The following is a 13,349-nucleotide window of genomic DNA, read 5'->3' on the forward strand; positions in this document are numbered from 1 at the left end:
GGGGCGGGGGAGGGCTACTCCACGACCACCCGGGCGGCACCCACGGTGTTCATGTCCACGTGGCGGGTCTCGGGGGAGAACCACAGGGCCACCAGCGTGATGAGCGCCGCGAGGGACAGGTACAGGCCCACCGAGCCCACGCCGTAGTTGGCGTTGAGCATCACGGCGATGTACGGCGTGATGGCCGCGCCCAGGATCGAGGCCACGTTGTACGCGATCCCGGAGCCGGTGTAGCGCACGTTGGTGGGGAACAGCTCGGGCAGGATCGCGGACATCGAGCCGAACGTGAGGCCCATCAGGGTCATGCCCACGGTCAGGAAGAACAGCACGCGCGGCAGGGAGGCCTCGGCACCCGTGCCCACGAGGGACGGGGCCATGACGATCCCGAACGTGAGCCCGAAGACCAGGATCAGGGACGTGATCACCAGCTGGGACGAGCGGCGTCCGAAGCGGTCCGCGAGCCAGCCGGAGACGGGGACCATGGCCGCGAACAGCAGCACGGAGAGCAGCTGCAGCACCAGGAACGTGCGGTAGGGGATGCCCAGACCACCGGCGGTGGGCTTGCCGATGCCGTAGGAGAGGATCCACGCGGTCATCAGGTAGAACAGCACGTAGGTGGCCAGCATGATGAACGTGCCCTGGATGATCTGCACCCACGAGGTCTTGAACACCTCCAGCACGGGGGCGGTGACCTTCTGCCCCTGCTTCTCCGCGTGCTTGAACACGGGGGTCTCCTCGAGCTTCACGCGCACCCACAGGCCCAGCAGCACCATGACCACCGAGGCCAGGAACGGGATGCGCCAGCCCCACACCAGGAATGCGTGGCTGGTGCTCGGGTCCTCACCGGCGGTGCCGAACTGCATGAGCACCGTGAGCAGCAGGAAGAAGCCATTGGCCAGGATGAATCCGAACGGCGCACCCAGCTGGGGCCACATGGCGGCGCGGGCCCGCTTGCCCTCCTCGGCGTACTCGGTGGCCAGCAGCGAGGCGCCGGACCACTCGCCACCCAGGCCCACGCCCTGGCAGAAGCGCAGGATGGTGAGGATCAGGGGTGCCCAGATGCCGATCTGGTAGTACGTGGGCAGCACACCGATCAGGAACGTGGCGATGCCCATGGTCAGCAGTGCGCCGATCAGGGTGGCCTTGCGGCCGATCCGGTCCCCGAAGTGCCCGAAGATCACGGAGCCGATGGGTCGGCCGAAGAACGCCGCCGCGAACGTGGCCATGGAGGCCAGCAGCTTGGCGGTGTCGTCGTTGCCCGTGAAGAACAGAGCGGGGAACACGGCCACGGCAGCCGTGGCGTACACGTAGAAGTCGTAGAACTCGATCGTGGTTCCCACCAGGGAGGCCAGGATCACGCGGCCGCGCGGCACCCTCTGGTTCAGGGACGGCGAGCCGGGGCCCGCGGGGGAAGCGGTCGTGGACATGGAGCTCCTCATCGGCAGTCGGTTCGAAGAATGACTACAAGATAGGGGCGCGGATACCACATGGTGAATTCAAGTGTCCATAATGTGAGACAGCCCGTTGACGGCCTGCGGGTGGCCGTTCCGGGGGCCTCGACCGGTACCCCGCACGAGATTCCGATCGTCGGGGGTACGGCGCAACGCACGAGGCCCCGGTCCGCGGGGGACCGAGGCCTCGTGACGGCGAGAGGACTCAGGACTCGATGGTGGCCAGCACGGTGCCGGCGGAGACCGTGTCCCCCTCGGAGACCTCCAGGTCCTTGAGCACACCGGCCTTGTGGGCCGTCAGTGGCTGCTCCATCTTCATGGCCTCGAGCACCACGATCAGGTCGCCCTCGGCCACCTCGTCCCCGTTGGACGCGGCGATCTTCACGATCGTGCCCTGCATGGGGGAGGTCAGGGCGTCGCCGGAGGCGCCTCGTGCGGCCGTGCCGCCGCGGGCGCCGCGCTGCTTGCGGGGCTTGGCCTGGGCGGGCGCCGCGGAGCGGGTGGTGCCGGGCAGCTGCGGCATGGTGACCTCCAGCCGCTTGCCGCCGACCTCCACCACCACGGTCTGCCGCTCGGGCTCGTCCGCGGCGGGCTCGGGGGACGCGGTGAACGGCTCGATGCTGTTGTCGAACTCCGTCTCGATCCACCGGGTGTGCACCGTGAAGGGGGTCCCCTCCGGGGTGGCGAACGCGGGATCGGAGACCACTGCGCGGTGGAACGGGACCACGGTGGGCATGCCCTCGATGGTCATCTCCTGCAGGGCACGGCGGGAGCGCTCGAGCGCCTGCGTACGGGTGGCGCCGGTGACGACGAGCTTGGCGAGCATGGAGTCGAAGTTCCCGCCCACGGTCTCGCCGGCCTCCACGCCGGAGTCCACGCGGACGCCCGGTCCGGAGGGGACCGTGAACGTGGTCAGGGTGCCGGGGGAGGGCATGAAGTTGCGCCCGGCGTCCTCGCCGTTGATGCGGAACTCGATGCTGTGCCCGCGCACCTCGGGGTCCTCGTAGCCCAGGGCCTCGCCACGGGCGATCCGGAACTGCTCGCGCACCAGGTCCAGGCCCGAGACCTCCTCGGAGACGGGGTGCTCCACCTGCAGGCGCGTGTTGACTTCCAGGAAGGAGATGGTGCCGTCCTGGCCGACCAGGAACTCGCACGTCCCGGCGCCCTGGTAGTTGGCCTCGCACAGGATCGCCTTGGAGGACTCGTAGAGCCGCCGGTTCTGCTCCTCGCTCAGGAACGGCGCGGGGGCCTCCTCCACGAGCTTCTGGTTGCGGCGCTGCAGCGAGCAGTCCCGCGTGGAGACGACGACCACAGTGCCGTACTGGTCCGCGAGGCACTGGGTCTCCACGTGGCGGGGAGCGTCCAGGAAGCGCTCCACGAAGCACTCGCCGCGGCCGAACGCGGCGGTGGCCTCACGCACTGCGGACTCGTAGAGCTCGGGGATGGCGTCCCGCTCGCGCACCACCTTGATGCCGCGTCCGCCGCCGCCGAAGGCCGCCTTGATCGCGATGGGCAGACCGTGCTGGTCCGCGAAGTCCAGAACCTCCTGGGCGGAGGAGACGGGGTCCGCGGTGCCGGGCACCTGGGGCGCGTTCACCTTCTCGGCGATGTGCCGGGCCGCGACCTTGTCACCCAGCTGGGCGATCGCGGCGGGCGGCGGGCCGATCCACGTGAGGCCGGCGTCGATCACGGCGGCGGCGAACTCCGCGTTCTCGGAGAGGAAGCCGTAGCCCGGGTGGACGGCGTCGGCACCCGAGCGCCGTGCGGCGTCGAGCACCTTGTCGATCCGCAGGTAGGAGTCCGCGGCGGTGGTGCCGCCCAGGGAGTAGGCCTCGTCCGCCATGCGCACGTGCAGCGCGTCCCGGTCCGGGTCCGCGTACACGGCCACCGAGGTGATGCCCTCGTCACGGGCGGCACGGATCACGCGCACCGCGATCTCCCCCCGGTTGGCCACGAGGACCTTGGTGAGGGGGCGGGTGCCGGTGGCGGCCTCTTGCTGCCGCGAGGTGGTTGTCACGTGTGAACTCCTTGTCGACTCTCTGCCGAAAGATTAGTGCCCGTCCCGGGGGATCACCTAAGTGTGGCGGCAACCCGTCACGACAGCTGTGGAACCCCTACAAATCCGTGCGGTCCACTTCGTCACGCCGCTGACCACCAGGAGGTGGCCGACACCCCGACCGCGCGCAGCAGCTCCCGCAGGGTGGAGAGGCTCAGTCCGATCACGGCATGGGGGTCCCCCGTGACGCGCTCCACGAACACCGACCCGCGCCCGTCCAGGGTGAATGACCCGGCCACCTGCAGGGGTTCCCCCGTGGCCACGTAGTCACGGATCTCCTGGGCGCTCATGTGGGCGAACTGGACGTCCGCCGAGGCGGTGGCACCCTCCCCGAGGGCGGGATCGCGCCGCGTGTCCACGAGCCAGTGCCCGGTGTGCAGGGTCCCGGTGCGACCGCTCATCCCGGCGATCCGCTCCACCGCCACCTCGGGGGTGTACGGCTTGCCGTAGCTCTGCCCGTCCAGCTCGAACACGGAGTCGCACCCCAGTACGAGCGCGCCGGCCGAGCCCGGCAACTGGGCCACGGCCTCGGCCTTGGCGCGGGCCAGGCGCAGCGCGGTGTCCCGGGGGGTCAGCGGCCCCTCGGCGGCGACGAGGGCGTCCTCGTCCACGTGGGAGACCACGGTGTCGAACGGAATGCCGGCCTTGCTCAGCAGCCCGGCGCGGGCGGGGGACTGGGACGCGAGGATGAGTGAAGGTTCCACGGGCCCACTCTACGGCGCGGCGGGCAGCGCGTTCCGGGCAGGGTATGGCTCGGGGCACGGGACAGCGGTGGCCACCGAGGACCTGGTGGGTCCCTCGGCCCCGGCAGCATGCCCGTGCCGCGCCCACGTTGCGCGCGTAGGAGGAGCCCTGCCGCTCGGTGGCTTCCACCACGCGCAGTGGGCAGGGAAGGCCGGGGTGGTCGTGGACGAGGCGGTCCAGCGCGCCGGGCGCCCCGTTGTTCACCACGAGCACCTCGAAGGCCGGTGCCGCGAGCTGCGACCCCAGAGCGGCCAGCTGCAGGGGGAGGGTCTCCGCGTCACGGCTGCACGGGATGACCACGGACACCACGGGGGAGCCGCCCGTCACCTCACGCACTCGAGGCCCGCCGTCAGACGTCGCGGGCGGAGTGGGAGGACGCCGAGGAGCCGGCCGAGGAGGACCTGCGGGAGCGGGCCCGGTCGGGGGTGGCGCGGCGCTTGGCCCGGAACCCTCGCGACGACTTCTTGGTCTCCCCGTAGTAGGACGAGTAGCCGCGTCGGTATCCGCCGTAGCCGAAGCCGTAGTGGGAGGAACCCACGCCCCGCGCCGGAGCCAGGTTGAGCACGGCACCGAGCAGTGTCACGGACACGCGCCGCAGCATCGAGGCCGCGAGCTCCACCTGCTCCTTGCGGGTGCCACCCACCTCGATCACGAGGATCGCCCCGTCGGCCGCCGCCGCGAGCAGGCTGGCGTCCGTGACGGGCAGAACGGGCGGGGCGTCCACGAACACCATGTAGGACTCCCGCAGCTCGGTGAGCACGTGCTTCATGCGCTGTGAGCCCACGAGTTCGGACGGGTTCGGTGGGATGCGCCCGGCGGGCAGCACCATCAGGGAGGAGCCGGGGACCTGCTGCAGGGCATCCTGCAGCGCGACCTGACCGGACAGCACCTGGGTGAGCCCCACGGAGCCGTCCACCCCGAACACTCCCGCCACGGTGGGCCTGCGGAGGTCGGCGTCCACGATCACGGCTGCCTCGCCCGCGTGCGCGAAGGAGTTGGCGATGGCCGTGGTCACGGTGGACTTGCCCTCACCCGGGTTGGGGCTCGTGACCACCACGCACCGCGGCGGGTTGTCCACGCTCACGAAGCGGAGGTTGGTGCGCAGCTGGCGGACCGCTTCGTGGGCGGCGTCGTCCTCCACCTCGCCGCGGTTGTTGCCCTTGAGGGACGGGGTCTTGGGGAGGATGCCCAGCACGCCGGCGTCGGTGAGCTCCTCGACCTCGTGGGACGTGCGGATGCGCACGTCGGACACCTTGCGCAGCAGCGCCACGGCGTAGCCGGCCAGCAGCCCGGCGGCGGCGCCGGCCAGGAGGTACCGCTTGGTGTTGGGGCTCGACGGCCCGCCGGGGACCTGGGCGTCCTCGAGGGGCACCACGCGCACGGGTGAACTGTTGCCCTCGAGGTCCTGGACCACCTCGGCGGTCGCCTGCAGCGCCGAGTTGGCGAGAGCCGCGGACTTCTCCGGATCGTCGGCGGTGGCGTCGACCTTAATGAGGGCGGAGTTGGGGACCACGCTCGCGGTGAGGTGGCCCGCCACCTCGTCCGCCGTCAGACCGAGGGCGGGATCCTGGGCGATCTTCTCCGCCACCGAGCGGGAGGAGATCACCGGGATGTAGGCATTGGCCTTGTTCTGGGCGGCGACGTCCCCGTTGAGCACGTCCCCCAGGGAGCTGCTGCCCGTGGTGGTCACGAACCCCGTGGAGGAGGACGTGTAGATCTTGGGCTGGGCCAGGGCCACGCCGAAGGCCAGCAGCAGCCCGGCAAGGGTGGCCGCCAGCAGCAGCACGAGGTTGGCGCGGGTGAGGCGCAGGAAGTCAATGACGGTCATGCCGGCCCTGGGGGTGGGTCTGTGCGGGGGGATCACCGACATCCGCGGGCGCGGGGACCGGAGGGGTTCACCGGATCTTGCAGCGCGCTGCGTGGAAGATGCGATTTCCTGGAGTTTAGCAATGATTCACGGCTGCTCCCCGGAGCGGCACTGCCCCTGCCGGCTCAGGAATCCCTGTGTGACCAGGTCGGACACGAAGTCCCGCACCTGCGGCCCGATCTCCGTGAGGGGTGCACCGGTCGCCTCGGCCAGCACCTGCGGCAGCGAGTCCTCCGGCGTGGACTGCGCCAGGTGCCAGATCAGCGCGGCGGAGTCGTTGAGGACCACGGGCCGGCCGCCGGGGACGAGTGCGAGGCACACGCTGCCGAGCACGGTCTCCGAGGGGGCCACCTCGACCACGGCCGTCCCCGGCGCGGGGCGAAGCACGCCGGCTCGGGCCGGAGCGCGCCGCGCCGGAGACGCGATGGGCTCCGGGCCGAGCAGCCACGAGTCGGGCTGACCCGGTGCTGCGGGCGGGGAACCGGGCACCCGCGGGTCCGGTGCTGCGGGCTGGTCCGGCGCCGTGGTGTCCGCGGGCGCGGTGCTCGGAGTCCCGGGAGCGGGGGGCAGGGGCATCGACGACGCCGCGTCCGGGCCGGGAGCCGGGCTAGGCAGGACAGTACCGGGGTGGGCCGGCGCAACCTCGTGGGGATGCTCTGCGGCGTGCACCCCACCTGGGAGGGGGGCGGCACCGGGGGAGGCCCCGGCGGTCAGTCGGTCCGCCGTGTCGGGACGACGTCGCGCGCGGCCGGTGAGCAGTTCCGTCACGGCGCGCACGGGGCGGGACACGGTGGCTCGCGTGATCTCCAGGGCGGTGGGCTCCCGGCCCAGGTCCATGCGCAGGTGGTCCACGTTGGGAAGCGGCGCACGCAGCGCGACGGCGAGCTTTCCGCCCACGGTGGTGGCGGCTTTCATGCGGGCCCGCCACTCCTGGGAGCGCGTTCCCTCGTGGGACAGCACGAGCCACAGGTCGTGGGTGGGACGGTCGCGGTAGTTGGGCAGCTGACCCGTGGCGGCCGCGAACGCCACGGTGGCCTCAAGTTCTGCGGCCCGTTGCTCGAGGCGTCGCCAGTCGGCCTCGGTGAGCACCTCGGCCAGGTGCCCCACGTCCTGGGTCATGGACTCGGGGCTGCGTGCCGCGTGCACCAGGATGATCAGGGCGTGCTCGAGCGTGCGCGGCACGTCGCACGGGTAACCGGCCACGAGGCGGGTGCGGCGCTGCGCCCACAGCTGGTCGAACAGTTCCTCGGGGTCCGTCTCGAACCCCGGGAACGAGCGGTGGATGTCCACGAGCCCCCAGTGGGGGTGCCGCATGGTCTGGGCGTGCTGGAAGATGGAGCCGGACCGGAACGTGGACACGGTGTTCCAGTCGTACTCGTGCAGCGCCTGCACCAGGAGGTCCGCGTGGGAGGGCCGGGTGAGGACGTCCACGTCGCTGCTCACCCGCCCCCGCACGTACAGCCGGGGGTCCGCGGCGTAGCCCTTGACCAGCAGGGCGTCCACCCCACGGGCCCGCGCCACCGCCTGGATCTCGGCGTGCGCCAACTCCACCCGTGCCGCCAGGGGGATGTCGGATCGCTCCATCACCCCAGGTTAGCGCGGGTTGGGAGTCACACGGCGCACAGTTCGCTGCGGGTGAGGAACCGGCGCCCGGTGGGGGTCTCCAGGGAGAACCCGGACCCCCGCCCCGGCACCGCGTCGATCACCAGCCGGGTCCGCCGCCACGCCTCGAACTGTTCCGCGGAGATCCAGAAATCCACCGGGCCCAGCTCGGACGAGTCCGCCGCGGTCAGCCGGGCGGTGCCCAGCAGCACGTCGGAGTCCCCCGTGCGGAACTCCCCGGCGGGGAAGCACATGGGTGCGGAGCCGTCGCAGCAGCCGCCCGACTGGTGGAACATGAGCGGCCCGTGCACCTGCCACAGTTCCCGCAGCAGCTCCACGGCTGCCGCCGTGAACCCCACCCGCGAGGTGTTCTCCCCGGGGACGGCGGGGGTGGCCTCCAGTGCCACCTCGATCCCGCCGGTCCCGACGCCGGTGCCACCCGCGAGGGCTCCAACACCGTCCGCCCCGGCAGCGGGGCGGTCGGCACCGGCGCCGCTGGGGCCGATGCCGTCCCCGGCCGCGTCAGGTTCCGAGGGCGTCGTCGTCGACTGCGTGTTGGCGACGCGGCCCTGCTCTACCTGCTCACCCATGTGCGTCCCGCCGTTCCGGTCTAGAAGAAGCCCTGCGCGGACTCCGTGTAGGAGACCAGCATGTTCTTCGTCTGCTGGTAGTGGTCGAGCATCATCAGGTGGTTCTCGCGCCCTATGCCCGAGGACTTGTACCCGCCGAACGCCGAGTGCGCGGGGTAGCTGTGGTACTGGTTCACCCACACGCGCCCGGACTGGATGGCGCGCCCGGCCCGGTAGGCGGTGTTGCCGTCGCGGGACCACACGCCCGCGCCCAGGCCGTAGAGGGTGTCGTTGGCGATGGAGATGGCGTCCTCGTACGAGCCGAACTTCGCGACCGAGAGCACCGGGCCGAAGATCTCCTCCTGGAAGATCCGCATGGAGTTGGTGCCCTCGAACACCGTGGGCTGCACGTAGTAGCCGCCCGCGAGGTCGCCCTCGAGCTCGGCGCGCTCGCCGCCCACGAGCACCTTGGCGCCCTCCTTCTTGCCGATGTCCAGGTAGGAGAGGATCTTCTCCAGCTGGTCGGTGGAGGCCTGCGCGCCGATCATGGTGTCGGTGTTTAGGGGGTTGCCGGCCGTGATCTGCTTGACGCGCTCGATGCCGTCCGCCAGGAAGGAGTCGTAGATGGACTCCTGGATCAGGGCGCGGGACGGGCACGTGCAGACCTCGCCGGAGTTCAGGGCGAAGAACGCGAAGCCCTCCAGGGACTTGTCGTAGAACCCGTCCTTCTCCCGTGCCACGTCCTCGAAGAAGATGTTGGGGGACTTGCCACCCAGCTCCAGGGTGACGGGGATGATGTTCTCCGAGGCGTACTGCATGATCAGCCGCCCCGTGGTGGTCTCACCCGTGAACGCGATCTTGCGGATCCGCTTGTTGGAGGCCAGCGGCTTGCCGCACTCCACGCCGAAGCCGTTGACGATGTTCACCACGCCGTCCGGGACCAGGTCCTGGATCAGTTCCATGAGCACCATGATGGACGCCGGGGTCTGCTCCGCGGGCTTGAGCACCACGCAGTTGCCCGCTGCCAGCGCGGGGGCGAGCTTCCACACGGCCATGAGGATCGGGAAGTTCCACGGGATGATCTGGCCCACCACGCCCAGGGGCTCGTGGAAGTGGTACGCCACGGTGTCCTCGTCCAGCTGGGACAGGTGGCCCTCCTGCGCGCGGATGGCACCGGCGAAGTACCGGAAGTGGTCGATGGCCAGGGGGATGTCCGCGTTGAGCGTCTCCCGCACGGGCTTGCCGTTGTCCCAGGTCTCGGCCACCGCGATGGTCTCGAGGTGCTGCTCCATGCGGTCCGCGATCTTGTTCAGCATGAGCGCGCGCTGCGCGGGGGTGGAGGCGTTCCAGGACGGGGCGGCGGCCCAGGCGGCGTCGAGCGCGGCCTCGATGTCCTCGGCGGTGCCCCGGGCCACCTCGGTGAATGCCCGGCCCGTGACGGGGGTGACGTCCTCAAAGTACTGGCCCTTGACCGGCGGGACCCACTGGCCCCCGATGAAGTGCTCGTAGCGGGGCTTGAAGGTGATGACGGATCCGTCCGTGCCGGGCTGGCTGTACACGCTCATGGTGACCATCCTTGGATCGGTAGTGAGGTGGATCACAGCCTAGTGCCCAGCGCCGACACGATCGACCCCCGCATGCCACGGGGCGGCCCGGGATCAACCCGAGTCGCCCCGTTCGCAGAAGGTGCCGGCGGTGACGCGCGTGCTACACGGTGCGCTGACCGTCCGTCGCCCCGGGTGAGGTCTGGGACAGCGTGGCACCGGACGCCGACGCCGCGTGCTCCGGTTCGCGCGCGGAGGTGCCGTTGCCGGGGAGGCCGGCGGCGTCGTCGTCCTTGAACGGGCGACCGGCCAGCGGGGCGTTGTAGCGGGGGAGGTCCAGGATGCCCTCGCGCTTGGAGACGACCGTGGCCACCAGCGCCTGGCCGGTCACGTTGAGCGCGGTGCGGCCCATGTCCAGGATGGGGTCCACGGCCAGCAGCAGGCCCACGCCGTCCAGGGGCAGGCCCAGGGTGGACAGGGTCAGGGTGAGCATGACCGTGGCACCGGTGGTTCCGGCGGTGGCGGCCGAGCCCAGCACGGAGACCAGCGCGATCAGCACGAAGTGCATGGGCATGAGCTCCACGCCGTAGAACTGGGCCACGAAGATCGCGGCGACCGCCGGGTAGATCGCGGCGCAGCCGTCCATCTTGGTGGTTGCACCCAGCGGGATGGCGAAGGACGCGTAGTGCCCGGGCACGCCCAGGTTGGACTCGCTCACGCGCTGGGTCACGGGCATGGTCCCCAGGGAGGAGCGGGACACGAAGCCCAGCTGCATGGCGGGCCACACACCGGCGAAGAACTGCTTCACGGACAGACCGTTGAGCTTGACGATCACCGGGTACACCACGAACGCCACCAGGAGCAGCCCGGCGTACACGGTGAGCACGAAGCTCACGAGCGAGCCCATGGAGGTCCAGCCGTACTCGAACACTGCGGTGCCGATCAGGCCCAGGGTGCCCAGCGGGGCCAGGCGGATGATCCACCACACGACCTTCTGCATGATGGCCAGCCCGGACTTCATGAGGTTCAGGAAGGGCTCGGCCTCCCGGCCCACCTTGAGGGCGGCGATCCCGACCACCAGGGAGACCACCAGGATCTGCAGGATGTTGAAGTTCACGGTGGTCTTGACGGTCTCGGGGTCGATGACCTTGGAGGTGGTTTCCAGGCCCAGGAAGTTCACGGGGATCAGGCCCTTGAGGAACGCGAGCCACGAACCCTCCGTGCCGGAGTAGGTCTCGGGCTGCGGCTGGCCGGTGCCCACACCGGGCTGGACCACCACGGCCAGCACCATGCCGATCACCACCGCGATCAGCGAGGTGATGGCGAACCACATGAGGGTCTTCCACGCCAGTCGGGCGGCGTTGGAGACGTCGCGGAGGTTGGCGATCGAGGAGATGACCGCGGTGACCACGAGCGGAACCACCGCCGCCTTGAGGATGGTCACGTAGCTGGAGCCGATGGTGCCCAGCGTGGTCATGAGCCAGTTGGGGCTCTCCTCGGGGTCCCCGCCCATGGCAGAGGCCAGGGACCCCAGGAGAACGCCCGCGATCAGGGCAATGAGGATCTGCCACCCGAAGGAGGTCATCCACCGCGGCAGACGCCGGGTACTTTCTGCGGAATTCATGCGCGCCACGATAGGGCGGCGAATGGTAATCCGCACACCCCTCGTGACGAACTGTGACGCCCGGATCCTGGGACAGCCCGGGAAAGCCCCCGGGAATCCGCTCCCTACAGCGCCAGGGCGTAGGTGAGTGTGTCCAAGCCCACGGAGCCCAGCCGCAGCGCGCGGCTGTGGAATCGCTTGAGGTCGAAGTCCTCGCCCTCGCGCGCCATGGCCTGCTCGCGGGCGTCGAGCCACATCTGCAGCCCGATCCGGTAGGAGGGTGCCTGCCCGGGCCAGCCCATGTACCGCAGCCACTCGAAGCGCAGGGTGCCCTCCGCCATCGCCACGTTGTGGCGCAGGAACTTCCAGCCGTCCTCGGGGGTCCAGACCTCCCCTGCGCGGGCGCCACCCAGCATCTCCCCGAGCGCCTCGGGGATCTCGAAGCCGCAGTGGAAGCCCACGTCGAAGATCACGCGCACGGTGCGCAGCCGCTGCGAGTCGAGCATGCCCATGCGGTCCCCGGGGTCGTCCAGGAAGCCGAGCTCGTCCATGAGCCGCTCCGCGTACAGGGCCCAGCCCTCGCCGTGGCCGGAGACCCAGATGCCCATGCGGCGCCACTCGTTGAGCTCGCCCGCGTTGGCCAGGGCCGTGGCGCACTGCAGGTGGTGGCCCGGGATGCCCTCGTGGTACACGGTGGTGGTCTCCTCCCACGTGTTGTGCTGGGAGACCCCCTCCGGCACGGACCACCACATGCGCCCCGGGCGGGAGAAGTCCGCGCTGGGCGGGGTGTAGTAGATGATGCCGTCGTGCGTGGGCGCGATGCAGCACTCCAGGGTGCTCATGGGCTCGGTGATCTCGAAGTGCGTCCCGGCCATCTCCGCCAGCGCGGTGTCCGAGAGCTTCTGCATCCACGCCTGCAGCTCCTCGGGGGAGTGCAGCTGCCTGTCGGGGTCCGCGTTCAGGGCGGCCATGGCCTCCTGCACCGTGGCTCCGGGCTTGATCTGCTCGGCCACGGCGCGCTGCTCGGCGTCCAGCTCCAGCAGCTTCTGCACGGCCCAGTCGTAGACCTCGCGGGGATCACGGCGCGCGCCCAGGAACGAGGCGAGGTGCAGCCGGTAGTCCTCGATCCCGCACGCGTCGGACTCGCGTGCGACCGGGGCGAAGTCCTCGCGCAGGATCCGCGCGATGTCCCGGTAGGCCGCGCGGGCGGCGTCGGACGCGGCGCGCAGCTCGTCCCGCAGGGCATCCGGCGCGGCGGGGTCAGCGGCGAGCGACGCGAAGAAGCCGTCGTCGGACGCATACTGCTCCGCCTGCTGGGAGGCCTCCACGATCTGCGGGGCCGACGGCGGCCGGTTCAGGGAGACGGCCTCGTCCAATCCCGCGCGGTACTGCTCCAGGGCGGCGGGGATGTTGGTCATGCGCCCGGCGATGTGCTTCCAGTCCTGCTCGGTCTCCCGCGGCATGGCGTCCAGCACCTGACGGATGCCCTGCACGGGGGACTCGATGTTGTTGACCGCGGAGACGTCCAGGTTGGCCTCGTGGCGGTCGCGCTCCAGTTCGAGCTCGTTGCGCATGGCGTGCAGGGTCACCCGGTCCACGTCGTCCTCCGGGGTGACCTCCTCCAGGCGCGCGAGGGTGGAGCGGACGAGCTCGGCACGGGCTGCACGGCCGGCGGGACCGAAGTCCGGGTACTCGGTCTCGTGCCCGGGGAAGCCCAGGAAGGTGGCGTCGCTCGGGTTCAGGGCGAGGCTCTCGTGGAAGTAGGTCTCGGCGAGCTGGTCCGCCGCCGTGGCCGTACGCTGCGTGGAACCCAGGGGTGCGAGGGGTTCGTGGGACGGGGATGAGGTGTCGGTGTGAGTCACAGAATGTAACCCTAGTCACACCGGCGACACGGACAAGCACCGCCGTGCACG

At 70.6% G+C, this 13,349-nt stretch carries 9 protein-coding genes and 1 pseudogene; all 10 read right to left on the bottom strand.

Features of this window, described 5'->3' with window-relative positions:
- Nucleotides 1-14: 14 nt before the first annotated feature.
- The 10 genes and pseudogenes from P8S73_RS10705 to P8S73_RS10750 all read right to left on the bottom strand — a co-directional run bounded on the left by P8S73_RS10705 (nt 15) and on the right by P8S73_RS10750 (nt 13,298).
- Nucleotides 15-1,427: an MFS transporter gene (locus P8S73_RS10705; RefSeq protein ID WP_029603219.1), complete on the bottom strand. Its 1,413-nt coding sequence runs from the start codon at nt 1,425-1,427 to the stop codon at nt 15-17.
- 229 nt (nt 1,428-1,656) lie between these two features.
- On the bottom strand, nt 1,657-3,468 hold the full coding sequence (locus tag P8S73_RS10710; RefSeq protein ID WP_019310114.1) for a biotin carboxylase N-terminal domain-containing protein: 1,812 nt from the start codon (nt 3,466-3,468) through the stop codon (nt 1,657-1,659).
- A gap of 122 nt (nt 3,469-3,590) precedes the next feature.
- Nucleotides 3,591-4,211: a nucleoside triphosphate pyrophosphatase gene (locus tag P8S73_RS10715; protein WP_019310113.1), complete on the bottom strand. Its 621-nt coding sequence runs from the start codon at nt 4,209-4,211 to the stop codon at nt 3,591-3,593.
- A 169-nt stretch (nt 4,212-4,380) separates the two neighbouring features.
- A pseudogene (locus P8S73_RS10720) lies at nt 4,381-4,587 on the bottom strand (hypothetical protein); the annotation flags it as partial.
- A 13-nt stretch (nt 4,588-4,600) separates the two neighbouring features.
- Complete coding sequence (locus P8S73_RS10725) at nt 4,601-6,079, bottom strand: polysaccharide biosynthesis tyrosine autokinase (protein ID WP_019310112.1); 1,479 nt, start codon at nt 6,077-6,079, stop codon at nt 4,601-4,603.
- A 126-nt stretch (nt 6,080-6,205) separates the two neighbouring features.
- Nucleotides 6,206-7,702, bottom strand: a complete 1,497-nt coding sequence (locus tag P8S73_RS10730) for a PqqD family peptide modification chaperone (protein WP_124108936.1) — start codon at nt 7,700-7,702, stop codon at nt 6,206-6,208.
- A gap of 26 nt (nt 7,703-7,728) precedes the next feature.
- A complete protein-coding gene (locus P8S73_RS10735) occupies nt 7,729-8,133 on the bottom strand; it encodes a DUF779 domain-containing protein (RefSeq protein ID WP_029603217.1) in 405 nt (134 codons plus the stop codon).
- A gap of 197 nt (nt 8,134-8,330) precedes the next feature.
- Entirely contained in the window at nt 8,331-9,854 is a 1,524-nt protein-coding gene (locus tag P8S73_RS10740) for an aldehyde dehydrogenase family protein (protein WP_019310109.1), read from the bottom strand.
- 142 nt (nt 9,855-9,996) lie between these two features.
- Nucleotides 9,997-11,457 carry a dicarboxylate/amino acid:cation symporter gene (locus P8S73_RS10745; protein ID WP_050899454.1) on the bottom strand — a complete coding sequence of 487 codons (1,461 nt, stop codon included), beginning with the start codon at nt 11,455-11,457 and terminating at the stop codon, nt 9,997-9,999.
- A gap of 104 nt (nt 11,458-11,561) precedes the next feature.
- A complete protein-coding gene (locus tag P8S73_RS10750; protein ID WP_019310107.1) occupies nt 11,562-13,298 on the bottom strand; it encodes a DUF885 domain-containing protein in 1,737 nt (578 codons plus the stop codon).
- Nucleotides 13,299-13,349 lie beyond the last annotated feature (51 nt).

Source organism: Kocuria sp. ChxB (assembly GCF_044359605.1).
GTDB classification, from domain to species: domain Bacteria; phylum Actinomycetota; class Actinomycetes; order Actinomycetales; family Micrococcaceae; genus Kocuria; species Kocuria rhizophila.

Coding starts and splice junctions, on each gene's coding strand:
- P8S73_RS10705 (WP_029603219.1), bottom strand. CDS start 1,427: ATGTCCACGACCGCTTCCCCCGCGGGCCCCGGCTCGCCGTCCCTGAAC.
- P8S73_RS10745 (WP_050899454.1), bottom strand. CDS start 11,457: ATGAATTCCGCAGAAAGTACCCGGCGTCTGCCGCGGTGGATGACCTCC.
- P8S73_RS10740 (WP_019310109.1), bottom strand. CDS start 9,854: ATGAGCGTGTACAGCCAGCCCGGCACGGACGGATCCGTCATCACCTTC.
- P8S73_RS10730 (WP_124108936.1), bottom strand. CDS start 7,702: ATGGAGCGATCCGACATCCCCCTGGCGGCACGGGTGGAGTTGGCGCAC.
- P8S73_RS10725 (WP_019310112.1), bottom strand. CDS start 6,079: ATGACCGTCATTGACTTCCTGCGCCTCACCCGCGCCAACCTCGTGCTG.